Below are 24,139 nucleotides of genomic sequence, written 5' to 3'. Positions count from 1 at the left end.
CCTCAGCCGGTCGCGGTGCGCAGCGTCGCGTAGACGCCGAGCACCCACAGGGCGAGCGGGATCAACGCCACGGCCGCGAGCGAGTGCACGAGGTCGGCGGCCCTGCCCCAGTGCGGCAGCATCCGGCGGCCGGGGACTGTCCAGGAGGCGATGGCCGCCGTCGCGGCGAGCGCCAGCAACGCGGCGAGCAGGAAAGGCCGCTGACCCGGCGTCAGCACCGCGGCGGCGCGCACTGCGAGGAGCATCAGCCCGCACAGCCCGGGCAGCATCACCGCGGGCCGCTGCCAGGCGTTGCCGATACCGCGCGCGTGGAGCAGCAGGAGCACCGACAGGACGGCGGCGGTCACCTGGGACGCGGTCGTCGGCCGGTCCAGCACCAGTGCGGCGAGCACCCCGGAGCAGACCAGACCCGCCGCCGCGTACAGGGCGGTCATCCACTCGTCGGCGAGCGCGGTGCGGGTCACCACCGTCCGGTGCGGGTGGGGCTCGATGCCCTCCTGCAACTGCTCCGCGTTGGCCGGCAGCGCGGGCAGTCGCAGGCCCGACAGCCGGAACGCGAGGCCGGGGACCAGCCCGCCGAAGACGACGGCGGCGACGGCGACGACGCTCGCGGCGTGCGAGGCGGGCACGTCCAGGGTCAGCATCAGCGTGCCCCACAGGCCGCCCGCGCCCGCGACGACCGCCGCGCACAGCAGCAGGGGGACGAACGCGGCGACCGCGGCGACGGCCAGGACCGCCCCGGCCGCGGCGGCGGCCGACGCGGCGAGCAGCCGCGAGCCCAGCAGCTCGGGGCCGGGGTCGCCCGCGGGCAGCAGCCAGCCGGCCAGGGCGAGATAGGGCGCGACCAGGGCACCGAGCGCCGCGCCCGCCGCCGCGTCGCCGACCGCCCGGCTCGCCGACGCCGCCCCGAAGAGCACCAGCAGGCCGGTCCCCGCCGCGAGGGCGGCGCGCAGCTCGGCCGAGCCACCCGGAAGCGCCGGCACCAGCAGCCCGGCGGCCAGCAGCACGACGGCGGTGCCGCGCAGCAGCCACCGGCCGCTGCGGACCGCCCAGCCGTGCGGCCGTTCGCGCATCGTGGTGGAGACCCCGTCGACCAGGTCGTCGAAGTGGATGGCGGGCAGCGCCTCGGTGCGGGGGCGCAGCAGCAGGGTCTCGCCGTCGCGCAGCGACAGCCCCTCGGGGGTGCCCTCCTCGTCGAGGGGGCCTCCGCCGAGCCGTTGCAGGACCCAGCCGCCGTGTTCGATGCCCTGCTCGGCGAGGTCCTCGCCCGCGTGGTCGAGGAGGATGGGCAGCAGATCGGCCAGGGGTACGTCGGCGGGCACGGCGAGGTCGATCAGGCGCTGCGGTGCCCGGACACTGAGCCGGCACAGTCCGGTGGTGGATATGTCTGTCATGGCGGCGTGGCCACACCTCTCCGCGAGGCCGGGATTCCGAAGTGGATCACGACACACTACCGTTGACCGGGCAACAGGTCGCACACGCGTTTGCCTCCTTCGTGTGCCGGTCCGTCCCCGTGCCCGGCCGGTGCCGCCCCTTCCGGCGGCATCCGGCGCGAGCAGCCCGAAGAGAGAAGCCCGCGTGAGCACTGTCCTGTTCCGCCGTCCGGCCCGCAGACGGGGCCCCGACATGCCGGACGGCGAGATCAGCCTGCAGGAACCGCCCACGCTCCCCGAGTCGGAGCCCAACGCCTCGGCGCTGTGGATGTACCTGCCGATGTGCCTCACCTCGCTCGCCATGCTGATGATGTTCATCCGCCCCGGGCAGGTCACCACGTTCAGCTACTTCGCCATCGGCCTGATGCTGCTCTCGTCCGTGGCGATGGTCGTCGGCCAGCTGATCCGGGGCGCCGGCGAGCGCAAGCGCAAGCTCAAGGGCGAGCGCCGCGACTACCTGCGCTACCTGGCCCAGACCCGGCGAAGGATCCGCCGCACCGTCGCCGAGCAGCAGCGGGCGCTCGCCTGGCGGCACCCCGACCCCGCCGCCCTCTGGGCGCTCACCGGCACCAGCCGGCAGTGGGAACGCCGCCCCGCCGACGAGGACTTCACCGAGATCCGCGTCGCAGTCGGCGAACAGAAGCTGGGCAGCCGCCTCGCCCCCCTGTCCACCAAGCCCGTCGAGGACCTCGAACCGCTCTCCGCGCACGCCCTGCGCCGCTTCATCCGCGCCTACGGCACCGTGCCGGACCAGCCCATCGCCCTGTACCTGCGCTCCTGGTCCCGCGTCCTGGTGCGGGGCGACGAGGACCGGGCCCGCGCCCTGGCCAGGGCGCTCATCGCCCAGCTCGCCGCCTTCCACGCACCGGAGGAGCTGGCCGTAGCCGTGTGCGTGTCCGACGAGCGGCGCGCCGACTGGGAGTGGCTGAAGTGGCTGCCGCATGTCCAGCACGCCTACCAGCGCGACGGCGCGGGCTCCGCCCGCACCGTCGCCGCCGGCCTGGTGGAGCTGGAGGAACTGCTCGGCGCCGACTTCACGGAACGCCCGCCCTTCGACCCGGAGACCCCGCCCGGCCGCGAGGAGCCGTACACCGTCATCGTCGTGGACGGCGGCACCGTCCCCGCCGGCCACCGCCTGGAGGGCCCCGGCTACCGCAACGCCGTCGTCCTCGACCTCTCCGACTCCTTCACCTGGAAGCCCGCCCGCGGCACCCTGCGCCTGCGCCTCCAGGACGACGGTCTCTTCCTCGTACGCACCGACCGCGACCGCAAGGAGCAGGCGACGCTGCTCGGCGAACCCGACGCGCTCGGACCCGTCGCCGCCCGCGCCCTGGCCGCACGGCTCGCCCCCTACCGGCTGGGCGGCGGTGCCGTCGCGGCCGAGCCCTTCGCCACCGACACCGAACTGACCGACCTGCTCGGCATACCCGACCTGCGTGCCCACGACCCGCACAAGCTGTTCGGCCGCCCCCTGGAGAGCCGCGAGAGGCTGCGGGTGCCGATCGCCGTCGGCGAGGACGGCAGGCCCGTCGAACTCGATATCAAGGAGTCCGCGCAGGGCGGCATGGGCCCGCACGGCATGCTCATCGGCGCCACCGGCTCCGGCAAGAGCGAACTGCTGCGCACCCTCGTGCTCGGACTCGCCCTGACGCACTCGTCCGAGACGCTCAACCTCGTCCTCGTCGACTTCAAGGGCGGCGCCACCTTCCTCGGCTTGGACACCCTGCCGCACACCTCCGCCGTCATCACCAACCTCGCCGAGGAGACCCCGCTCGTCGGCCGCATGCAGGACGCCCTGCACGGCGAACTCATGCGCCGCCAAGAGCTGCTGCGCCGGGCGGGCAACTACTCCTCGGTCCTGGAGTACGAGAAGGCCCGCGCGGCAGGGGCCGCCCTCGCGCCCCTGCCCTCGCTCTTCGTCGTCGTGGACGAGTTCTCCGAACTGCTGGCCGCGCACCGCGAGTTCATGGACCTCTTCGTCATGATCGGCCGGCTCGGCCGCTCGCTGGGCGTCCACCTCCTGCTCGCCTCGCAGCGGCTGGAGGAAGGGCGCATGCACCAGCTGGAGAGCCACCTCTCGTACCGCATCGGCCTGCGCACCTTCTCCGCCATCGAGAGCCGCGGCGTCCTCGGCGTCCCCGACGCCTACCACCTGCCTCCCACCCCCGGCAGCGGCTACCTCAAGAGCGGCGTCGAATCCCTCACCCGGTTCCGCGCCGCCTACGTCTCCGGCGCGTACACGCCCAAGCGGGGCAGCGTCCAGCAGGCCCGGATCGCCCGCCAGGTCGTGCCCCTCGGCACCGGCTGGGTGGTGCCCCGGACCCTGCCCACGACGCCCGACCCGGAACCGGCCGCCGGGCCCGGCACCGGCGAGTCCCTGCTCGCGCTGGCCATCGAGCGGCTGGCGGGCAGCGGACCGCCCGCCCACCAGGTCTGGCTTCCGCCGCTCGACACCCCGCCCGCTCTGGACGCCCTGCTGCCCCCGGTGGTCCCCGACCCCGAGCTCGGGCTCACCTGCGCCGGATCGCCCGAGAGGGGGATGCTGCGGGTGCCCGTCGGCATCGTGGACAAGCCCTTCGAGCAGGTACGCGACCTGCTCACCGTGGACCTCTCCGGCGCGGGCGGCCACTTCGCCGTCGCGGGCGGACCGCAGAGCGGCAAGAGCACCGTTCTGCGCACCCTCATCACCGCGCTCGCCCTCACCCACACCCCGCGCGAAGTGCAGTTCTACTGCCTGGACTTCGGCGGCGGCGCCCTGCAGGCGCTGGCCGGGCTGCCGCACGTCGGCGGTGTCGCCGGCCGCCTCGACGCCGAGCGGGTCTCCCGCACCCTGGCGGAGGTCACCTCCCTCCTCAACCGGCGCGAGGTCTTCTTCCAGGAGCACGGCATCGACTCCATGGCCACCTACCGCAAGCGGCGGGCGGCCGGGGAGTACGCGGACGAGCCGTTCGGGGACGTCTTCCTCGTCGTGGACGGCTGGTCCACGGTCCGCAACGACATGTTCGACGACGTCGCGGCCTTCAACGGCCTGGCCACCCGCGGCCTCAACTACGGCATCCACCTGATGATCAGCACCAGCCGCTGGGTGGAGCTCTCCGCCGCCCTGCGCGACCAGGTGGGCAACCGCCTGGAGCTGCGCATGGGCGATCCGATGGACTCCGGCATCGACATCCGCACGGCGGGGACCGTCCCCGCCGTGCCGGGCCGCGGCCTCAGCACCGACAAGCTCCACTTCCTCACCGCGCTGCCCCGCATCGACGGCGGCGAGGGCACGGACGACCTGGCCGAGGCGCTCGCCGACCTCGTGGACGCGGTCGCGGAGAACTGGGACGCGCCCCCGGCCCCGCCGGTCCGCATGCTGCCCACCCGGCTCGCCGCCGCCGCACTCCCGGCGGTCGCGGCCGACCGCCCGCTGCGCATTCCGCTCGGCCTGGACGAGGCCGAACTCGCTCCGGTGTGGCACGACTTCGAGCAGAGCCCGCACCTGGTGGCGGTCGGCGACACGGAGAGCGGCAAGACCAGCGCGCTCCGCCTGATCGCCCAGCGGATCATGGCCGCGCACACCCCCGACCAGGCCCGCATCCTCGTGGTCGACTACCGCCGGGAGCTGATCGAAGCGGTCCCGGAGGCATACCGACTCGGCCACGCCGTCGCCGCCGACCCGCTGCGCGAGCTCGTCGACGGGGTGGCCCGCGCCATGGCCGTCCGCGCCCCCGGCGAGGACATCTCGCCCGCCCGGATGCGTCGGGCCGACTGGTGGACCGGGCCGCGCCTCTTCGTCCTGGTGGACGACTACGAGATGGTCGGCTCGGCGTTCAACGGCCCCTTCGAGCCCCTGCTGCCGCACCTCCCCCTGGGGTACGAGGTCGGCCTCCACCTCGTCGTGGCGAGGGCGGCGACGGGCGCGTCCCGGATGGACCCCCTGATGCGCAAGCTCCAGGAGGTCAACTCCCCGGCCCTCCAGTTCTCCTGCCCGCCCTCCGAGGGGTACGTCTTCGACAGCGTGAAGCCCCGCAACCTGCCGCCGGGCCGCGCCGTGCGCATCGCACGCCGCAAAGCCGCCCTGATGCACCTGGCGCTGCCGGACGAGGAGCCGGGACCCCGGTGACGGCGGTCAGTCCGCGATCCGCCCCGGACGCCACCTCCGCGCCCTCCCGCGGGGCAGGACCGCCGCCGCACCCGCCACGAGCAGCGCCGCCCCGACCGCGCCGCCGGTGACCAGCAGCGCCGTGGTGCGGGCGCCCCCCGAGTCCGGGGCGGCCGGAAGGCGGACCGGATCGGCGGACGCGACCGCCGGCGGGGCCGGGCTCCCGGTGACACCCGCCACCGCGCCGTACGGGTCGAGCGCCGGCAGGTCACCGGGGTACGCGGTCCGCAGCAGCCGCTCCCGTACCTCGGCGGCCGTCAGCTCCGGCCGGTAGGAGCGGACCAGGGCCGCCGTGCCCGCCGTCACCGCCGCCGCCAGCGAGGCGCCCGACCCCGTCCACTTCCCGTCGCCCACCGGTCCCGGGCCCACCAGCGCGTCGCCGGGTGCCGTGAGATCGGCGCGGGTGAAGCCGGGAGCGGAGTCCGGGCGGGTGCCCTGCGGTCCGGTGTCGAGAACGGCCAGCGCGCTCGCGGGCGGCGCGGGCGCGGGCCGGGGCGTCGCACCCGAGGAGCCCGACGGGACGCTGTCCGCCGCCGCCGGCACGACCACCAGCGCGTCGGCCCGGGCGGCGGCCCCGAGCGCCGCCCGCACCGCCTTGTCCCCACCGTCCAGCGGCGCCGTCACCGTGATGACGTCCGCCCCCGCCGCCGCGGCCTCCCGCACCCCGGCCGCCAGCCGGGCCGGGTCCGGCTCACCGCGCCCGCCCGTGCCCCGCACCGCGAGGATCCGGGCCCGGGGCGCGACACCCGCGAAGCCCTGACCGGGGGTCACCGCACCGGCGATCAGCCCGGCCTGGAACGTCCCCCGGCCCACGCAGTCACGGCCCGCGTCGCCCAGGGCCCTCACCCGACCCGCGAGCACGGCGGGCGCGTCGCTCACCCCCGTACCGACCACCGCGACGGTCACCCCACGGCCCCGGGACAGCGCCCACACCTGGTCCAGGGCGAGCGCGCCGCGGGTCCAGGGCGCGTCCGGCGCGGCCCGCCCCTTGAACGAGGTGCATTTCTGCTGAGCGGACAGCCGCTCGGGGACGGCCGGCAGGACCACCCCGGCCCCGTCGTCGGCCGGAGCGGGCGGGCAGGACAGCGCGGTGAGGGCCGCTGCGAGCAGCAGCACGGTGGCGGTTCGGCGCATCGGGCCGTTCCTCGATTCGGTACGGGGGGAAGTGGGCGGGCCGGACCGGCCCCGGGGCGCGCCGGGTCAGCGTACGGCCGGCAGGTCCTCCGGAAGCAGCAGCCGCAGGTCGTCCAGGCTCGGGGCGGCGAGCGCGCTCAGCCGCCCCGCCTGGCGGGTCATCATCTGCTCCAGCGTCTGCCGGGCCAGCCTGGCGTTGCCGAACGCACGGCCCCGGGGCAGCCCCTCGAAATGCGCCCGCAAGGCGGTCGCCGCACCCGGCGCGCACGCGTAGCCGTTGTCGACGGCGTGCTGGCGCACGATGGTCACGAGCTCGTCCGAGGTGTAGTCGGGGAACTCGATGTGGCGGGCGAAGCGGGAGGCCAGGCCCGGGTTCGAGCCGAGGAAGCGCTCCATCTCCTCGGTGTAGCCGGCCACGATCACCACCACCTCGTCGCGGTGGTCCTCCATCAGCTTCAGCAGGGTGTCCACCGCCTCCTGCCCGAAGTCCGAGGAGGCGGAACCGCCGGCCGGGGTGAGCGCGTACGCCTCGTCGATGAACAGCACACCGCCCAGGGCCCGCTCGAAGACCTCCCGGGTGAGCTGCGCCGTATGGCCCACCCAGCGCCCCACCAGGTCCGCCCGGGACGCCTCGACCAGCTGGCCGCGCGGCAGCACCCCCAGGGAGCCCAGCAGCTCCCCGTAGAGCCGGGCGACGGTGGTCTTGCCGGTGCCCGGCGGGCCCGCGAAGACGAGGTGGTTGCTGATCCGGGGCACGGGCAGCCCCGCCTCGCTGCGGCGGCGGGCGGCGGCCAGCAGGTTGACCAGGTCGCCCACCTCGCGCTTGACCGCCGCCAGCCCCACGAGGGCGTCCAGCCGCAGGAGCGGGTCGTCGCCCGCCCCGGCCGCCGGCGCCGCCGAGACCCCGAGGTCCTCGGCGGTGAGCACCGCGAGGTCCCGCTCGTTCACCTCCGGCAGGGCCGCGAGCCGGGACGCCTGGCGGTCCACCATCTCCTCGAACACCTTGCGCGCGGTGCGCCCGTTGCCGAAGCCCGCGTCACGCGGCACGGCGTCGAAGTGGGCGACCAGCGCGGTCCGGGCCGCCGGCTCCAGCTCGTAGCGGTGGGCCGTGCACATCCGTTCGACAATCGTGACCAGTTCGTCCGACGTGTAGTCGGTGAACTCGACGCTCCGGGTGAAACGCGAGGTCAGACCCGGGTTGGAGGCGAGGAAGGCGGCCATCTCCTTCGGGTAGCCGGCCGCGACCACCACCACGTCGTCCCGGTGGTCCTCCATGAGCTTGACCAGGGTGTCGATGGCCTCCCGGCCGAAGTCGGCACCCGAACCCCCGCCGTCCGACAGCAGCGTGTACGCCTCGTCCACGAACAGCACCCCGCCCAGGGCCCGGGTGAACGCCTCGGTGGTCTTGATCGCGGTCCCGCCGACGACCTGCGCCACCAGGTCCGCCCGCGACACCTCCACCAGGTGCCCGGATCGCAACACCCCGAGCGACGCCAGGATCGCCCCGTACAGCCGGGCCACCGTGGTCTTGCCGGTGCCGGGCGGGCCCGCGAAGACGAGGTGGCGGCTCATCGGCGGGGCGGGCATCCCGAGACTGGCGCGCCGCTGTGCCAGCCGGTTCAGGTTGATCAGCGTCAGGACCTGCTGCTTCACCTCGTCGAGCCCGATCAGCGACTGGAGCTCCGCCACCGGCCCGCCGTCCTGCTCCGGCTCCGCCGCCCGGGGCACCGCGCCACCGGGCAGCCGGCCGTCGCCCGCCGCCTCGGCGCCCGCCGCGCTGCCCCAGGCGTCCGGCGCACCGTTGCCCGCGCTGGTCAGCCGGTCCACGGCCAGCCGCTCGCCCGGCACCGCCTGCCGCAGCCCGCTGCCCCGGTTGTCCCGGAGCTCGCACCCGGTGAGCGACACCGGGTCGGCGCCCTCCACCCGGACCCCGTCACCGCCCGACCCGGTCACCTCGCAGGCGTTCAGCGAGGCCCGGGCGCCCGCCGCGACCAGCACCCCGTGCTCGCCCGCTCCGGTGATCCGCGCCCGCGCCGCGGACAGTTCGCCCTCCGCCTCCACCAGGACACCGGGCCCGCCGGCCGCGTCCACACCGGTGTCGCGCAGGGTGAGGGTGCCGAGCGCGCCGACATGGACTCCCGCCGCGCCCGTGGTGCGCAGGGTGCCGCCGCCGACGTACAGGTTCCCGTGCCCGGCCACATGGACGGCGGAGCCGCCCGAGCCCTCGATGACGCATTCCTCGAGGCGTCCCCGGCCGTCCTTGACGACCTCGACGCCGTGCGCGGCGGACCGGGTGACGGTGGCGCGGCGCAGCAGGGGGTTGGCGCCGCGCCGCACCACGATCCCGGACGCGCCCGAGTCCCGTACCTCCAGCCGGTCGAACTCGGCGGCGGAGTCCTCGTCCAGCAGCACCCCGACGGCCTGCGCGTCCTGGACCACGGTCCCGGTCAGCACCGGTGACGAGAAGCCGCTCACCCGGACCGCCGCGTCCTGGGCGGCGGCGAACACGCAGTCGGCGAAGGTGCCCCGGCTGCGCTCGGTCACGAACAGTCCGTGCCCGGCGGTCCGTTCCGTGCGGCAGCCGGTGAGTACGGGCGAACTGCCGGCCCCCACCACGAGGCCGTGCCCCGTCGTGTCGCCGACCGTGACCTCCTCCAGCACCGACGGCCCGGTGGAGCTGATGTGGACACCGACCAGGGACTCACGGACCGTGCCGCGCACCATGCGCGCGGTGCCGTCCTCCTCCACGGCGAGACCGGGCTTGTCGGTGGCGGATATCGCGCAGTCCTCCAACAGCACCTGGGCCTGGCCGTTGGCCAGCACGCCGTTGCCCCGCGCGTCGCGCAGCCGGCTGCGGCGGACGGTGATCCGCCCGCGCTCCCCGGCCACCACGGCGGAGGTGCCCAGGTGCTCGACCAGGCAGTCCTCCAGGAAGCTCTCGTTCCCGGAGGTCGACACCAGGCCCGCTCCCGCCGGGTTGCCGACCCGGCAGGAGCGCAGGGCGAGGGAGCCGCTGCCGCGGGCGAACAGGGCCGCCCAGGAGGAGCCGTGCACCTCGCAGCGGTCCAGGGCGATCTGCCCGCGTGGCACGTCGACCACGGGCAACTCGTCGTCGTGGCCGCGCAGGACCAGGTCACTGACCATCAGGGCGTCGCCGGTGAGCGTCAGGGCGGTCCCGCGCCGGGGCGCCAGCTCCGCGGTGCCCGGCCCCTCGGCCGCGGTCAGGGTGATCGCGGCGGCGACGGTGAGGGCTTCCTCGTACCGGCCGGGCCGGAGGGCGACGACGGCTCCGGTGCGGGCGTGGGCGACGGCCTCCGCGACGGTGCGGAAGTCGCCCGAACCGTCCGCTGCGACGGTGAGGACCTGGCGTGACACGAATCTGACCTCCCGGCCCCCGGCCCCTGAGGGCGGCGGGGACGCGCGGCATCCGGTGAATCTGCGGGAACGGGCGTTCCTATCATGCCCGTTGTCGCAGGTCGGCCGCCATGGAGGTCCGTGGACGTCAGGTCGGGGCGGGCGTCCGGCTCAGCAGGGCGCTGACGTCGTACGAGTCGGCGGGCGACGGCGTGTTCTTCGGCACCGGCTGGTCGAAGTCCGAGAGGTTGACCACCGCGTCCGTGCCGTCCCCGCCGTGCAGCGACAGCCGCAGCGGATAGGGCTTGCCGGTCGCGGCGACGTCCACCGTCAGCGTCATGTCGCCGCGCATCCGGGTCAGCGGGATCACGGACGTGTCGCCGATGGCGGTCTTCGCGCCCTTGTTGAGCGTGCCCGTGTCGTCGTTCGCGTTGTCGCTGACGAGCTTCTGGAAGGTGTTGAGGTCGCACGCCTTCGTCAGGGCGCGCAGCCGGGGGCTGTCGGCGGGCGCCTTCAGATAGCGGTCACCGACGATCGCCGCGAAGGCCGAACCGCCGTTCGGGACCTGGTTCTTCCAGAAGTCCGCGTCCGGTTTCAGCCACACGTCGTCACCGCGCTTGACGATCAGTACCGAGCCCTGGCTCCGGCCCAGATCCACCGAGCCGTTGCAATTGCCGTGCCGGTCCACGGCCAGGTCCAGGGACATGGACGGGGTGCCCTTGCCCAGGTCGCCCCGGGTGGACACGTGCAGGGACTCCGCGCCGAGCAGCGCGTCCCGCGAGCGGTCGGCGATCTGCTGGGCGGTGAGATGGTCGATGTCCTCCGCGTGGGCCACGCCGCCGAGGACGCCGGTACCGCCGGCGCCGATCAGGAACGCGGCGGCCCACGCGGCCGGGCGGGTGCCGAGAGGTGAACCGGTCACGTCGCCTCCTCGGTGCGAAGGGTCGTGGGGGACTGCCGGATGACTGCGGTCCGGTCCCGTCGAGCGTACGCCGGGGGAGTGAAAGCCGCCCGTTCGGCGCAAGGCACGCCCGGCGGCACCTACCCAGCGTGACGTTTCCCGGCGTTCCCGGGTTGGACAGACCGCGGGCGGCCCGCTCCTGCGTCCGCCCGCGCCAGAGTCGAACGCGACCGCGCGTGCCGCCCCGGCGGTCACGGGCGGTCACCACCGAAAGGGCACCATGAAGAAGACCCTGGGGAACCCGACCCGCTCCGCGCTGCGCCGGGCCGCCGTCACCGGCCTGTCCGCGGCCCTCGCCGTGGCCGGCGGCCTCGCCGTCGCGGCCCCGGCCGCCGCCACGCCGCCCGGCCTGTCCTGCGACACCGGCAAGCACGCCGTGGACGACTACACCGGCTACGCGCTGTGCCGGAACAACGGCTCCACCACCCAGACCTTCTGGGTCCACCTGGTCTGCGGCTGGTCACCCGACGTGGACGGCGAGCACGTCACCCTCGCCCCGGGCCAGTCCGGCCAGTCCACCGCGCACTGCGCCGGCCTCGGCACCGGCATCGGCGAGATCAGCGTGCGCCCTTAAGGGTCTTCGTACCGAACGGTTGAGGGCGGCCCGCCCACTCGTTACCCTCCAGTAAGTCCGTTCGCGCGGACAGGTGTACGCGCGCACCTGACGGTACGAGGAGGCGAGCCGCCCATGTCCTCAGCCCCGGCCACCCGAACGGCCGAAGAACCCGTACCCGACCGGGACGCCCCGGACTCCGCCCCGCGCGGGCTCGCCGACAGTGCGCGGGCCCTCGCGGACGGCCGGACCACCTCCACCGCACTCGTCACCGCCGCGCTGGCCCGGACCGAGGCGAGCCAGGGCACCCTCAACGCCTTCCGCCACCTGCGCGCCGAGGCCGCGCTCACCGAGGCCGCCGAAGCCGACCGCAGGCTCGCGGCGGGGGAGCGGCTGCCGCTGCTCGGGGTGCCCGTCGCGGTCAAGGACGACACGGACGTCGCCGGGATGCCCACGTACTTCGGCTGCGCCGGGGAGCGGGCCGCGGCGGTCACCGACAGCGAGGCCGTACGCAGGCTGCGCGCGGCCGGGGCCGTGATCGTCGGCAAGACCAACTCCTGCGAGCTGGGCCAGTGGCCGTTCACCGAGGGCGCCGCGTTCGGCGCCACCCGCAACCCCTGGCACACCGGCCACACCCCGGGCGGATCGTCCGGGGGTTCGGCCGCCGCCGTCGCCGCCGGACTGGTGCCCGCCGCCCTCGGATCGGACGGCGCGGGGTCCGTCCGCATCCCCGCCGCCTGGACCCACCTGGTCGGCATCAAACCGCAGCGCGGCCGGATCTCGGTGTACCCGCACAGCGACGCGTTCCAGGGCCTCACCGTCAACGGACCGCTGGCCAGGACCGTGGAGGACGCCGCCCTCCTCCTCGACGCCGTCGCCGGGCCGCACCCCGAGGACCCGCACCGCCCGCCGCCCGTCGACGCCTCGGCCGCCGCCCGCCGCGACCCGGGCCGGCTGCGCATCGCGCTCGCCTGGCGGCCCCCGCTCACCCTCACCGGCACGGCACCCCACCCGGAGGTGCGCCGCGCGGTGACCGCGATCGCGGAGGCGCTGGCCCGGCTCGGCCACCACGTCGAGGAGGCCCGGCCGCGCTACGGGCTCATCGGACTCGGCTTCGTGCCCCGCGCCACGGCGGGCATCGCCGAGCTCGCCGCCCTGCACCCCGAGCCGGCGCTTCTGGACGCGCGCACCCGCAGCGCGCTCCGCACCGGCACCCGGCTGGGCGGCAGGGTGGTGCGGGCTGCCCGGGCGCGCGAGGTGCACCAGCACCGGCGGATCGGGGCGCTGTTCCACCACGGACGCGGCGGCGCCGGTTTCGATGTGCTGCTGACCCCGACGACCGCGATGCCGCCGCCCCGGATCGGCCGGTTCGACGGGCTGAGCGCCTGGCGCACCGATGTCGCGATGACCGAGGCGTGCCCGTACGCCTGGCCGTGGAACGTGCTGGGCTGGCCCGGTGTCAGCGTCCCGGCCGGCTTCACGCAGGACGGCCTTCCGGTCGGCGCCCAGCTCCTCGGGCCGTCCCGCAGCGAGGAACGGCTCGTCTCGCTGGCGGCCCAGCTGGAGGCGGACCGGCGCTGGCAGGACCACCGGCCGCCGCCCCTCGGTTAGGGCACCCGGGCGGTCCACTCGTCGTTCGCGAACTTCGTACGGACCAGCTCCTCCGCCCGGGCCAGCTCCTCGGGCGTCACCTCGCCCCGGGTCAGCCCGTGCCGGTTGCGGAAGGACTCGATCATGTGCTCGATGACGGCCTGGCGCGGCAGGCCGGTCTGCCGGCGGAGCGGGTCCACGCGCTTCTTGGCGCTCTTCGTGCCCTTGTCCGACATCTTCTCCTTGCCGATGCGCAGCACGTCCAGCATCTTGTCGGCGTCGATGTCGTACGACATGGTCACGTGGTGCAGCACCGCGCCGGGGCCGCCGGCCGGGCCGACCACGCGCTTCTGCGCGGCCCCGGCGATCTTGCCGACCTCGGTGGCGATGTCGTTGAGCGGCTGGTACCACGCCTTGATGCCCATGTCCCCGAGGGCTTCGAGCACCCAGTCGTCCAGATACGCGTAACTGTCCGCGAAGGACAGCCCGGAGACCAGCGACTGGGGCACGGCGAGCGAATACGTGATGGTGCTGCTCGGCTCCGCGAACATCGCGCCGCCCCCGGAGATCCGCCGGACGACGGTGACGCCGTGGCGCTCGACGCCCTCGGCGTCCACCTCGTTGCGCAGCGACTGGAAGCTGCCGATGATCACCGCGGGGGAGTCCCACTCCCACACCCGCAGCGTCGGCGGGCGCCGGCCCGCCGCGACCTGTGCCGTGATGACCTCGTCCAGGGCCATGTGCAGGGCCGGGGACTGCGGGGCGTCGTGGATGAGCTGCCAGTCGTAGTCGCTCCACTCCGTGGCCTGTGCCAGCGCCCGGCGCACGGCGACGGCGACACCCTCCGACGTGAGGCCGAGCATCACCGTCGACTCCGGCAGCGCCGCGTCGATCCGGGCGGCGAGGGCCACGGTGTCGGTGGTCGCCGGGGCGCCCTCCAGAGCCGCGTCGATCGCGAGGATCGCCTCGTCCGGCTCCAGGAAGAAGTCACCGGCCACCCGGACGTCGCGCAGGGCGCCGCCCTCGACCTCCAGGTCCACCACGACCAGCTTGCCGCCGGGGATCTTGTACTCACCGTGCACGGTCCTGCCTCCACTTCCGCCCGGCCCGTCCGCCTCGTGCGGGCTCCGACCAGGCACAACGTCGCCGCCGGACGGAATAGTCCGCCGATCGCCAGATGATCGGCCCGCCCGGCGGCAACGACTGATTGCGTACAAATCATGATCTGTTCGGGCCGTTTGCTACAGCGGTATTGCGAGGTCGTGGCGGCATGGCTCCGGGCCTGGCGCCGGCGCACGGCCCCCGATCAGACTGGGCGAGCACGTTCGTGCACCTGTTCCCCCAACCCCCAGAAAGCACCACCGCGCATGCAAACGCCCCCCAGACCCTGCGCCCCCACGGCGCGCCCCCTGTGCGCGAGGAGGTGCCACCCGTGCTGCGCCATGTGACGCGCAAGGCGACGGGCTGGCTCCTGATGATCGTGGTGGCGACGAACGCCACCTATTTCCTGGCCAGTTGGTTCCTGGACCCCCGGTCGAACTTCAAGGAACTGCGGCCCGTCCGCACCGAGGCCCAGATCGACCGGGCGCTCGCGCCGTACAACCTGGACCCGTCCGTGCCGCTCGTGCAGCGGTGGTGGGACTGGTTCACCGGCGTCGTCACCCGCTTCGACTGGGGCATGTCGCCCACCGGTGTCTCCGTCAACGGCGAGATCGGCTACCGCTCGCTCGTCAGTGCCGAACTCGTCGTCATGGCGACGCTCCTCTCCGTCCTCATCGGCGTCGCCCTGGGCGTCTACACGGCGTCCCGGCAGTACGGCTGGGCGGACAGGGTCTCGCAGGCCATCTCCATCGCCGTGTTCAACGTGCCCACCTCGGTCGCCGCGCTCGCCGTGGTCTTCGTCGCGATCTGGCTCAACCAGCACGCCGGGCTGCACTTCCTCTACGTCGCGGGCGAGAACTCGCCGAACGTCGAAGGGCTGCTCCCCACCATCGGCGACCGCGTGCTCCACCTGATCCTGCCCACCCTCACCCTGACCCTGATGGGCTACGTGAGCTATCACCTGACACAGCGCTCACTGCTGCTCGACAGCCTCAACGCCGAGTACGTCCGCACCGCCCGCGCCACCGGACTCACCCGCGCCCAGGCGATCCGGCGGCACGCCGTGCGCACCGCGCTGATCCCCACGGCGACCTCCGTGGCGTTCAGCGTCCCGGCGATCTTCACCGGTGCCGTCATCACCGAGACGATCTTCGGCTGGAACGGCATGGGCCGCTACTTCATCCAGACCATCAGCAAGAACGACATCCACGGCACCGTCGCCACGGCCGCCTTCGCCGCCGCCCTGACCGCGATCGGCGCGATCCTCGCGGACATCGCCACCGTCTTCCTCGACCCGCGCGTGAGGGTGAGCTGACATGGCCGTACAACCGACGGAGCTCATCAAGCCCGCCCCGGCAGCACCGCCCCGGCACACCGGCTCCGGGCTCGCCCGGCTCTACGCGCGGCGATTCCTGCGCAACCGGCTCGCCGTCGCCGGTGTGGCGATCTTCGTCCTCCTCGTGCTGTTCAGCGTGTTCGGCGGTCTCCTCACCCCGTACGCGTACTCGGACGCCGACTTCGCCGCACTCACCCAGCCACCGAGCGCCGCCCACTGGTTCGGCACCAATCAGGGCGGCAACGACATCTATGCCTCCGCCGTGCACGGACTGCGGCGCTCCCTGGTCATCGCGGTCAGCGTCTCGGTCCTGACCATCGTCGTCGCCGCGGTCATCGGCTCCAGCGCCGCGTACTTCGGCGGCCGGGTGGAGAAGGCGACCCTCGCGGTCATCCACTTCCTGCTGGTCGTCCCCTCCTTCCTCATCCTCGCCCTGGTCTCCCACCGGCTCGCCGGTGACTGGCGGGTGCTCATCGTCGTCCTGACGGTGTTCGGCTGGATGGCCACCGCACGGGTCATCTGGTCCGTCTCGACCTCGCTGCGGGAGCGGGACTTCATCACGGCCGCCGAATTCATGGGGGTGAGCCCGACCCGCATCATCCTGCGCCACATCATCCCCAACCTCGGCTCGCTGCTCATCGTCAACCTGACCCTGGGCGTCGTGGCGACCGTCCTCAGCGAGACCGCGCTGTCGTTCCTCGGTTTCGGCGTCCAGACGCCGGACGTCTCGCTCGGCACGATGCTCGCCGACGGGGCGAACACCGTCACCAGCGCGCCCTGGCTCTTCGCCTTCCCGGCGGGCCTGGTCGTCCTGCTCACCGTGTCGATGACCTTCGTCGGCGACGGGCTGCGCGACGCCCTCGACCCCACGTCCACGACCGGTGCGGCAGGAGGCCGACGATGACCCTCGCAACGACCCTGCCCACCGCCCCGCCGCCCGGCGACGCCGTCACCCCGGTCCTCTCGGTGCGCGACCTGCACATCACCTTCCCCTCGGAGGCGGGCCCCGTGGAGGCGGTGCGCGGGATCGGCTTCGACCTGCTGCCCGGCCGCACCCTGGGCATCGTCGGCGAATCCGGCTCCGGCAAGTCCGCCACGGCCATGGGCATCATGGGCCTCCTGCCGCCCACCGCCGCGACCGGCGGACAGGTGCTCCTCGGCGGCCGGGACCTGGTCGGCCTCGGCGACAGGGAGCTGTCCGCGATACGCGGCAACTCCATCGGCATGGTCTTCCAGGACCCGCTCTCCGCGCTCACCCCGATCTTCACCGTGGGCCGGCTGCTCTCCGACGCCCTGCGCGTCCACCGGGACCTGACCAGGCGGGCCGCCTGGGAACAGGCCGTCCAGCTCCTCGACCTGGTCGGCATCCCGGACCCGCGTGCCCGCGCCACCTCCTTCCCGCACGAGTTCTCCGGCGGCATGCGCCAGCGCGTCGTCATCGCGATGGCCATCGCCAACAAACCGTCCGTCCTGGTCGCCGACGAACCGACCACCGCGCTCGACGTCACCGTGCAGGCCCAGATCCTGGACGTGCTCCGCGTGGCGCAGAAGGAGACCGGCGCCGGGCTCGTCCTCATCACGCACGACCTCGGCGTCGTCGCGGGCCACGCGGACGACGTGGCCGTCATGTACGCCGGCCGGTTCGTGGAGCGGGCGGGGGTGGACGAGCTGTTCGCGCGCCCCGTGATGCCGTACACCGCGCGCCTGCTCGCCGCCGTGCCCACGGTGGACAGCGGGGTACGCCGCCCCCTCGTCCCGATCGGCGGCGAACCACCCGCCCTGGTGGACCTCCCGGCCGGCTGCCCCTTCGCGAGCCGGTGCGCCGTCGCGCTCGACGCCTGCCGCACGGACGAGCCCGCCCTGCGCGCGGTCACCGGGCACGGGGACGTGGCCTGCCTGCGCGCGGACGAGATCGCCGCCGGGTCGCTCGATCCGGCGGGCGGGGCGGAGGCGGGGGAGTCCGTCGAAAGCGCCGCGTCCGCCGGGGACGTGGTGCTCCGGGTCGAGGACCTGGTGAAGACCTTCCCGGTCACCAAGGGGGCCGTCCTCAAACGCCGCGTCGGCACGCTGCACGCGGTCAACGGGGTCGGCTTCGAGCTGCGGTCCGGGGAGACCCTGGGCCTGGTGGGGGAGTCGGGCAGCGGCAAGACCACCACCCTGCTGGAGATCCTGCGGCTGAAGCGGCCCGAGGGCGGCCGGATCGAGATCGCCGGAACCGAGGTGGGGTCCGCCGATTCCGCCACTCGCCTGCGGGAGTTGCGCCGGGACGTACAGATCGTGATGCAGGATCCGATGGGCGCCCTCGACCCGAGGCTGCCGGTCTCCGAACTCCTCGCCGAACCCCTGCGCGCGATCGGCCGGGACCGCGCGTCCACCCGGGCCCGGGTCCGCGAACTCCTCGCTCTGGTCGGCCTGGACGAGGCGGTGAGCGACCGCTTCCCCGCCGCGCTCTCCGGCGGCCAGCGCCAGCGCGTCGGGATCGCCCGGGCCCTCGCGACCCGGCCCAGGCTGCTCGTGCTGGACGAACCGCTCTCCGCCCTGGACGTCTCCGTGCAGGCGGGGGTGATCAACCTGCTGGCCCGGCTCAAGCGTGAACTCGGCCTGGCCTACCTGGTGGTGGCCCATGACCTGGCCGTCGTCCGGTACGTCTCCGACCGGATCGCCGTGATGTACCTGGGCCACATCGTGGAGACCGGGGACACCGAGTCGCTGTTCGCCGACCCCAGACACCCGTACACCAAGGCTCTGTTGTCCGCGATCCCGGTCCCGGACCCGAAGCGCGAGCGCGCCCGCGCACGCGTGGTGCTGGAGGGCGAGCAGCCGAGCGCCGCCCGGCTGCCGGCGGGGTGCGTCTTCGTGGACCGGTGCCCGCTGTACCGGCTGGCCGGGGAGGACGTCCGCGAGCGGTGTCGTACGGAACGGCCCGCGGCCTCCCCGGTGCCCGGGCGGCCCGGCCACACGTACGCCTGTCACGCCGTCTGAGGGCATCTCCCTCCCCCCCCGCCTCCCACCCCCCTCGAATCAGAAGGAACACTCCGCCATGCGCGCAAGACTGGCCATGCCCGTCGCCCTGATCGCCGCCGTCTCCGTCGCCGCCGCCGCGTGCCAGTCCTCCGGCGGGAGCGACGGCTCGGACGGGGGCGGGAAGAAGGCACCCAAGGCCGCGTCGGCCGCCGTCGACTACAACCCGCAGCCGTACGAGAACATCAAGGACGGCGGCACGTACACCACCGCCGGCACCTTCGACGACCAGGGCAACCCCTTCAACGTCAATGCCACGCTGACCGCGGCCCGGGTCTGGGGCTGGTACAACGCCGACGCGATCACGTATGCGCCGACCGGCGACGTGCAGTACAACAAGGACTACTACAGCGACGTGGAGGTGACCGTCGACGGCGGGAACCAGAAGGTCGTCCTGACGATCAACCCGAAGGCCGCCTTCAACGACGGCACGCCCATCGACTGGCGGGCCATCGAGGCCACCTGGAAGGCCAACAACGGTTCCGACAAGGAGTTCGCGGCGTCCTCCACGGACGGCTACGACCAGATCACCTCCGTCGCGAAGGGCAAGGACGCCAAGCAGGCCGTCATCACCTTCAAGGGGGTCAACGCCTCCTGGTCCACCCTGTTCGCGACCTTCCTGCACCCGAAGGCGGCGACGGTCGAGAACTTCAACAAGGCGTACGTGAAGAAGGCCCACCCCGAGTGGGGCGCCGGCCCCTACACCGTTGGCAGGTGGGACACCCACTCGGGCAACATCACCTTCGTCCGCAACCCCAAGTGGTGGGGGAAGAGGGGCAAGCTGGACAAGCGGGTGTACGTCAACCTGGAGTCCACGGCGGCCGTCAACGCCTTCAAGAACGGCCAGCTGGACTACACCTCCGCCGTCGACGCGGAGAGCCTGAAGCAGGTCAAGGGCCTCAAGGGCACCGAGATCCGCAGCGGCGGCAGCCCCTTCGAGTACTCCCTGTACTTCAACACCAAGTCGGCGGTGCTCTCCGAGAAGGCCGTCCGCAAGGCGATCCAGCAGAGCGTCGACCGCGCCCAGATCGCGAAGATCCAGTTCCAGGGGCTCGACTACAAGGAGCCGCTGCCCGGTTCGGCGGTGCTCTACAGCTTCCAGAAGGGGTACGAGGACAACCTGTCGGCGGTCCTCACGTACGACCCCGCCGAGGCGAAGAAGACGCTGGAAGCGGCCGGCTGGAAGGCCGGTCCGGACGGCGTACGGGTCAAGAACGGCAAGAAGCTGGACGTGGGCTACACCCTGCTGGGCGACGACCCGCTGGGCAAGGCCACCGCCGGGGCCCTGGCCGCGATGCTGAAGCCGGCCGGGATCCACCTCGACATCAGGAAGGGCGACGACGCGGACTTCGCCAAGACCATCAGCGAGCGCCGGTTCGACCTGTTCCTGTCGGGCAACCGCTCCATGGACCCGTTCGGTGCCCGCTACCTGTGCGACTTCTACTGCTCGGACCGCGACTCCAACATCACCGGCTCCGGCAACCCGGCCCTCGACAAGGAGATCCGCGCCACCACGGAGATCGCCGATCTGGACGAGCAGACGGCGGCGGTGAACGAGGTCGAGAAGAAGGCGCTCCAGGAGTACGCCTTCCTGCCCCTTTTCAGCGGGCCCTCCACGTACGGCGTGAAGAAGGGCCTCGCCAACGTCGGCGCGACGATCTTCTACACCCCGCTGCCGGAGACGGTCGGCTGGCAGAAGTGACGCCGGGAGCCCACGCGCGCTGAACCGACGGCCCGCGGACATGTCACTCATGTCCGCGGGCCGCCGGCGTGTGCGGGCGCGGTCCTCACTTCGACTCCTGTGGTCCGTACCAAACTCTTGACACCGCCTTTCTTCACTTCTTAAATCATGTAGCGAACCAATGGCCCATGCCCGCTCCACCGTGTCTGCCCGACCTGTCATGCGCATGACTTACGTGTGCACGGCGGGGTTCCCCTTCCCTCCCCACACACACCGGAAGGGAGAGTCATGGACTCCCCACGCCTTTCGCGGCGCCTGCTGCGCTCCGTACTCCCGGCACTCGCTCTCGCCCTGGCCACCGCGGGTCTGGCCGGCACCGGCGGGCCCTCCCCGGCGGATGCCGCGCCGATGGCGCAGGCCGCGGCGACCGCCACGACGACGTTCTCCGACGAGTTCGACGGCGCGGCCGGTTCGGCCGTGGACGGCGGCAAGTGGCAGATCGAGACCGGCGACAACGTCAACAACCACGAGCGGCAGTACTACACCTCGGGCAACAAGAACGCGGCGCTGGACGGCCAGGGCCATCTGGTCATCACGGCACGCAAGGAGAACCCCGCCAACTACCAGTGCTGGTACGGCACCTGTCAGTACACCTCGGCGCGGCTGAACACCTCCGGCAAGTTCACCCAGGCGTACGGGCACGTCGAGGCGCGCATGAAGATCCCGCGCGGCCAGGGCATGTGGCCCGCCTTCTGGATGCTCGGCAACGACATCGGGCAGGTCGGCTGGCCCAACTCGGGCGAGATCGACATCATGGAGAACGTCGGCTTCGAGCCCTCCACGGTGCACGGCACCCTGCACGGCCCCGGCTACTCCGGCTCCGGCGGCATCGGCGCGGGCTACACCCTGCCGAACGGCCAGGCGTTCGCGGACGCCTTCCACACCTTCGCCGTGGACTGGGCGCCGAACTCGATCACCTGGTCCGTGGACGGAAACGTCTACCAGCAGCGCACTCCCGCCGACACCAACGGGAACGCCTGGGCGTTCAACAAGCCGTTCTTCCTCATCCTGAACCTGGCGGTCGGCGGCTACTGGCCCGGCGACCCCGACGGCAGCACCGCCTTCCCGAACCAGCTCGTGGTCGACCACGTCCGCGTCACCACCAACGACAGCCAGCCGCCCGCCACGGGCGGCCGGATCACCGGGCTCGCGGGCAAGTGCGTGGACGTCGCCGCCGCCACCGCGAACGGCACCCCGGTCCAGCTCTACGACTGCAACGGCACCGCCGCGCAGAAGTGGACCGTGGGCGCGGACGGCACCATCCGGGCGCTCGGCAAGTGCCTCGACGTGGCCTCCGGCGGCACGGCGGACGGCACCCCGGTCCAGCTCTGGGACTGCAACGGATCGGCCGCGCAGAAATGGGCGGTCAGCGGGGCCCGCGACATCGTGAACCCCCAGGCGAACAAGTGCCTGGACGTCACCGGCAACAACGCGGCCAACGGCACCCGGCTGCAGATCTGGACCTGCACGGGGGCGGCCAACCAGAAGTGGACGGTCAACGGCTGACCGGCCCGGCCCTCGGGCGCCCCGGGTGGCCATGATTGGCTGGAGGCATGATCGATGCCTTCCTCGCCGGTGACCTGACCGACATCGAGGCGGCGGTCCGCGCAGCGGCCGCCGCCGAGATCATGCCGCGCTACCGGCAGCTCGCCGCCCACGAGGTGGTCGAGAAGAACGGCCCGCACGACCTCGTCACCGTCGCGGACCGGCGCGCAGAGGAACACCTCACGGCCTCCCTCGGCCGGCTCCTGCCCGGCTCGGTCGTCGTCGGCGAGGAGGCCGTCCACGCCGACCCGAAGGTGTACGAGGCGCTGGGCGGCGAGGCGCCCGTGTGGATCGTGGACCCGGTCGACGGCACCCGCCAGTTCGTCCACGGCGAGCCCGGCTTCTGCACCCTGGTCGCCCTCGCCCACCGGGGCGAGCTGCTGGCCTCCTGGACCTACGCCCCGGCTCTGGACGAGATGGCCGTCGCCGTACGCGGACGGGGCGCGCGCGTCGACGGCACCCCGATCCGGGCGGGCTCGCCCGCGCCCGACGCCGTGCTGCGCGTGGCGATGTCCCACCCCGACTACACCACCGACGCGCAGAAGGCGGCCCTGCTCGGCCTGCGCGCCGAGGGCTTCGCCGCCCGCCCCTGCGGCTCGGCGGGCCTCGAATACCTCGCCGTGGCCCGGGGCGAGCTGGACAGTGTCGCCTTCAGCTGGGAGTACGCCTGGGACCACGCGGCGGGGCTCCTCCTGGTCACCGAGGCGGGCGGCGCGCAGGCCACGCTGACCGGCGAGCCGTTCCGTATCGCGGGCGGCAACGCCCTGCCCTTCACCGCTGCCCGCGACCGCGCCACCGCCGACCGCGTCCTGGGAGCGCTGCGCGCGAGCGCCTGACCGCGGGCGGACCGTCTCAGAGGCCCAGTAGCTCCCGGGTGAGGGCGGTGAGGCGCTTGCGGGCCTCGGGGTCGTACGCCTGGTCGTGTGCCCGCGCGTCCGTGAACCGGTCGAAGTAGCGGCCGGTGACCCCCGCGAGCGCCGGGTCGGTGATCAGCCGCACCGTCGGGCGTACCCCCTCCTCGACGGAGACGGCCGGCGTCAGCCCGTACGCGCGTACGCCCTCGGTGTCCATCAGATGGGCGGGGTGCAGCGCGTTGATGGTGACGCCGGTGCGGGCGGTCTCCTCCTCGGCCAGGTCGAACGTCGCCATGATCATTGCGAGCTTGCTCCGGCAGTACGCCTCAAGGCCCTCGTAACCGCGCTCCATCATGACGTCGTCCAGATCGACGGGAAGCTGCCCCATCGAGGCCACCTGGACCACCCGGGCGGGCGCCGACGCCGACAGCAGCGGCAGCAGCTCCTTGGTGAGCAGATACGGCGTCAGGTGGTTGACGGTGAAGCGCAGTTCGTGCCCCTGGGCGCCGAACTCGCGCCGCAGTGGCTCGCTTCCGCCGCCCGCCACCGCGTTGTTGACGAGCACGTCGAGCCGGGGCTCGGCCGCGCGTACGGCGGCCGCCATGGCCCGGACCTGGTCCAGGTCGGACAGGTCCGCGAGATAGGTGCGGACTTCGGCCCGACCGGCCGAGAGCTCCCGCGCCTCGGCTGCCGCCCGGTCGAGCCGGGCGCGGTCGCGGCCGTGCAGGAGCAGCGTCGCACCACGCCCGGCCAGGTCGCGGGCGAGGTGGAGGCCGAGCCCCTGGGTGGCGCCGGTGATGAGGACGGTTCCGTTGAAGGTGTCGGGTGCCGTGTAGGTATCCATGGCTTGAGTTATATCAAGAGCTTGATACAAATTCCACGCTTGCCTTGGGTTCGGATCCTGCTGTATATCCGGCGCTGTACGCTCGCGACCATGGGAATGACCGCCGGTGAACGCCTCGGCCTGGACATCAAGCGCGCCGAGCAGGCCCTCATGGCAGCCAAGAGCGCCGCGCTCAAGGACGCCGAACTCACGGTCGCGCAGTACGCGGCGCTGCTCGCGCTCTCCGACAACCCCGGGATCTCCGGCGCGGCGCTCGCCCGGGCGTGCCTGGTGACACCCCAGGCGATGGCGGGGGTGCTCAAGCACCTGGAGGAGCGCGGCCTGATCGCCAGGTCCGCGCACCCCTACCACCAGAAGATGCTGGAGACCCGGCTGACCGAGGCCGGCACGGAGACCCTGCGCCTCGCCGACGAGCGCGCGGTCCGCATCGAACGCCGCATCGCGGACGCGCTCAGTCCGGAGGAACGCGACACCCTCCGCGACCTGCTGGCCCGCTGCGTCACCGCGATCCGCGCGGACTGAGCC

Annotated in this window: 16 protein-coding genes; 10 read left to right on the top strand and 6 right to left on the bottom strand. The window is 73.3% G+C overall.

Annotated features, from left to right (window positions below):
• Positions 1 to 2: 2 nt before the first annotated feature.
• Positions 3 to 1,394, bottom strand: a complete 1,392-nt coding sequence (gene eccD, locus ACLQ2N_RS05110) for a type VII secretion integral membrane protein EccD (RefSeq protein WP_425809464.1) — start codon at positions 1,392 to 1,394, stop codon at positions 3 to 5.
• 184 nt (positions 1,395 to 1,578) lie between these two features.
• On the opposite strand from eccD, the gene eccCa reads away from it, so the two are divergent.
• Entirely contained in the window at positions 1,579 to 5,541 is a 3,963-nt protein-coding gene (gene eccCa, locus ACLQ2N_RS05105) for a type VII secretion protein EccCa (protein ID WP_425809462.1), read from the top strand.
• Positions 5,542 to 5,547: 6 nt separating this feature from the next.
• On the opposite strand, the gene ACLQ2N_RS05100 is transcribed toward eccCa, so the two are convergent.
• The 3 genes from ACLQ2N_RS05100 to ACLQ2N_RS05090 form a co-directional block, all read right to left on the bottom strand.
• Positions 5,548 to 6,714: a S8 family serine peptidase gene (locus ACLQ2N_RS05100; RefSeq protein WP_425809460.1), complete on the bottom strand. Its 1,167-nt coding sequence runs from the start codon at positions 6,712 to 6,714 to the stop codon at positions 5,548 to 5,550.
• 66 nt (positions 6,715 to 6,780) lie between these two features.
• Positions 6,781 to 10,089 carry a right-handed parallel beta-helix repeat-containing protein gene (locus ACLQ2N_RS05095; RefSeq protein WP_425809458.1) on the bottom strand — a complete coding sequence of 1,103 codons (3,309 nt, stop codon included), beginning with the start codon at positions 10,087 to 10,089 and terminating at the stop codon, positions 6,781 to 6,783.
• Positions 10,090 to 10,216: 127 nt separating this feature from the next.
• The gene (locus ACLQ2N_RS05090; protein WP_425809456.1) at positions 10,217 to 10,990 is read right to left on the bottom strand and encodes a hypothetical protein; all 774 of its coding nucleotides are present in this window, start codon (positions 10,988 to 10,990) and stop codon (positions 10,217 to 10,219) included.
• 259 nt (positions 10,991 to 11,249) lie between these two features.
• Between ACLQ2N_RS05090 and ACLQ2N_RS05085 the strand changes: the two genes are divergently transcribed.
• Both ACLQ2N_RS05085 and ACLQ2N_RS05080 read left to right on the top strand, forming a co-directional pair.
• Complete coding sequence (locus tag ACLQ2N_RS05085) at positions 11,250 to 11,603, top strand: hypothetical protein (RefSeq protein ID WP_425809454.1); 354 nt, start codon at positions 11,250 to 11,252, stop codon at positions 11,601 to 11,603.
• A gap of 114 nt (positions 11,604 to 11,717) precedes the next feature.
• Entirely contained in the window at positions 11,718 to 13,193 is a 1,476-nt protein-coding gene (locus ACLQ2N_RS05080) for an amidase (RefSeq protein WP_425809452.1), read from the top strand.
• On the opposite strand, the gene ACLQ2N_RS05075 is transcribed toward ACLQ2N_RS05080, so the two are convergent.
• A complete protein-coding gene (locus tag ACLQ2N_RS05075; RefSeq protein ID WP_425809450.1) occupies positions 13,190 to 14,254 on the bottom strand; it encodes a lipoate--protein ligase family protein in 1,065 nt (354 codons plus the stop codon). The two genes, ACLQ2N_RS05080 and ACLQ2N_RS05075, sit on opposite strands and share 4 nt — an antisense overlap.
• Positions 14,255 to 14,604: 350 nt before the next feature.
• Between ACLQ2N_RS05075 and ACLQ2N_RS05070 the strand changes: the two genes are divergently transcribed.
• From ACLQ2N_RS05070 to ACLQ2N_RS05045, 6 genes are all read left to right on the top strand, one after another.
• Entirely contained in the window at positions 14,605 to 15,588 is a 984-nt protein-coding gene (locus ACLQ2N_RS05070; RefSeq protein WP_425809448.1) for an ABC transporter permease, read from the top strand.
• Between the two features lies 1 nt (position 15,589).
• Positions 15,590 to 16,513: an ABC transporter permease gene (locus ACLQ2N_RS05065; RefSeq protein ID WP_425809446.1), complete on the top strand. Its 924-nt coding sequence runs from the start codon at positions 15,590 to 15,592 to the stop codon at positions 16,511 to 16,513.
• Positions 16,510 to 18,591, top strand: coding sequence for a dipeptide ABC transporter ATP-binding protein (locus tag ACLQ2N_RS05060; protein WP_425809444.1), 2,082 nt, complete (start codon positions 16,510 to 16,512; stop codon positions 18,589 to 18,591). Before ACLQ2N_RS05065 ends, ACLQ2N_RS05060 begins: the two co-directional genes overlap by 4 nt.
• Positions 18,592 to 18,649: 58 nt before the next feature.
• Complete coding sequence (locus ACLQ2N_RS05055) at positions 18,650 to 20,332, top strand: ABC transporter family substrate-binding protein (protein WP_425809442.1); 1,683 nt, start codon at positions 18,650 to 18,652, stop codon at positions 20,330 to 20,332.
• 267 nt (positions 20,333 to 20,599) lie between these two features.
• Entirely contained in the window at positions 20,600 to 21,877 is a 1,278-nt protein-coding gene (locus ACLQ2N_RS05050) for a lectin (protein ID WP_425809440.1), read from the top strand.
• Between the two features lie 47 nt (positions 21,878 to 21,924).
• On the top strand, positions 21,925 to 22,752 hold the full coding sequence (locus ACLQ2N_RS05045; RefSeq protein WP_425809438.1) for an inositol monophosphatase family protein: 828 nt from the start codon (positions 21,925 to 21,927) through the stop codon (positions 22,750 to 22,752).
• 16 nt (positions 22,753 to 22,768) lie between these two features.
• Here ACLQ2N_RS05045 and ACLQ2N_RS05040 read toward each other — a convergent pair whose 3' ends face one another.
• On the bottom strand, positions 22,769 to 23,614 hold the full coding sequence (locus ACLQ2N_RS05040) for an SDR family NAD(P)-dependent oxidoreductase (protein WP_425809436.1): 846 nt from the start codon (positions 23,612 to 23,614) through the stop codon (positions 22,769 to 22,771).
• 90 nt (positions 23,615 to 23,704) lie between these two features.
• On the opposite strand from ACLQ2N_RS05040, the gene ACLQ2N_RS05035 reads away from it, so the two are divergent.
• Positions 23,705 to 24,136, top strand: coding sequence for a MarR family winged helix-turn-helix transcriptional regulator (locus tag ACLQ2N_RS05035; RefSeq protein ID WP_425809434.1), 432 nt, complete (start codon positions 23,705 to 23,707; stop codon positions 24,134 to 24,136).
• Positions 24,137 to 24,139 lie beyond the last annotated feature (3 nt).

Source organism: Streptomyces sp. DT224 (assembly GCF_049844595.1).
GTDB lineage: Bacteria > Actinomycetota > Actinomycetes > Streptomycetales > Streptomycetaceae > Streptomyces.
This window is presented reverse-complemented; position numbering and strand designations above follow the sequence as displayed.

Excerpts from the sequence above, each read along its gene's own strand:
- ACLQ2N_RS05085 (WP_425809454.1), top strand. The coding sequence starts at position 11,250 with ATGAAGAAGACCCTGGGGAACCCGACCCGCTCCGCGCTGCGCCGGGCC.
- eccD (WP_425809464.1), bottom strand. The coding sequence starts at position 1,394 with ATGACAGACATATCCACCACCGGACTGTGCCGGCTCAGTGTCCGGGCA.
- ACLQ2N_RS05045 (WP_425809438.1), top strand. The coding sequence starts at position 21,925 with ATGATCGATGCCTTCCTCGCCGGTGACCTGACCGACATCGAGGCGGCG.
- ACLQ2N_RS05065 (WP_425809446.1), top strand. The coding sequence starts at position 15,590 with ATGGCCGTACAACCGACGGAGCTCATCAAGCCCGCCCCGGCAGCACCG.
- ACLQ2N_RS05040 (WP_425809436.1), bottom strand. The coding sequence starts at position 23,614 with ATGGATACCTACACGGCACCCGACACCTTCAACGGAACCGTCCTCATC.
- ACLQ2N_RS05060 (WP_425809444.1), top strand. The coding sequence starts at position 16,510 with ATGACCCTCGCAACGACCCTGCCCACCGCCCCGCCGCCCGGCGACGCC.
- ACLQ2N_RS05050 (WP_425809440.1), top strand. The coding sequence starts at position 20,600 with ATGGACTCCCCACGCCTTTCGCGGCGCCTGCTGCGCTCCGTACTCCCG.
- ACLQ2N_RS05035 (WP_425809434.1), top strand. The coding sequence starts at position 23,705 with ATGGGAATGACCGCCGGTGAACGCCTCGGCCTGGACATCAAGCGCGCC.
- ACLQ2N_RS05100 (WP_425809460.1), bottom strand. The coding sequence starts at position 6,714 with ATGCGCCGAACCGCCACCGTGCTGCTGCTCGCAGCGGCCCTCACCGCG.
- ACLQ2N_RS05055 (WP_425809442.1), top strand. The coding sequence starts at position 18,650 with ATGCGCGCAAGACTGGCCATGCCCGTCGCCCTGATCGCCGCCGTCTCC.
- ACLQ2N_RS05080 (WP_425809452.1), top strand. The coding sequence starts at position 11,718 with ATGTCCTCAGCCCCGGCCACCCGAACGGCCGAAGAACCCGTACCCGAC.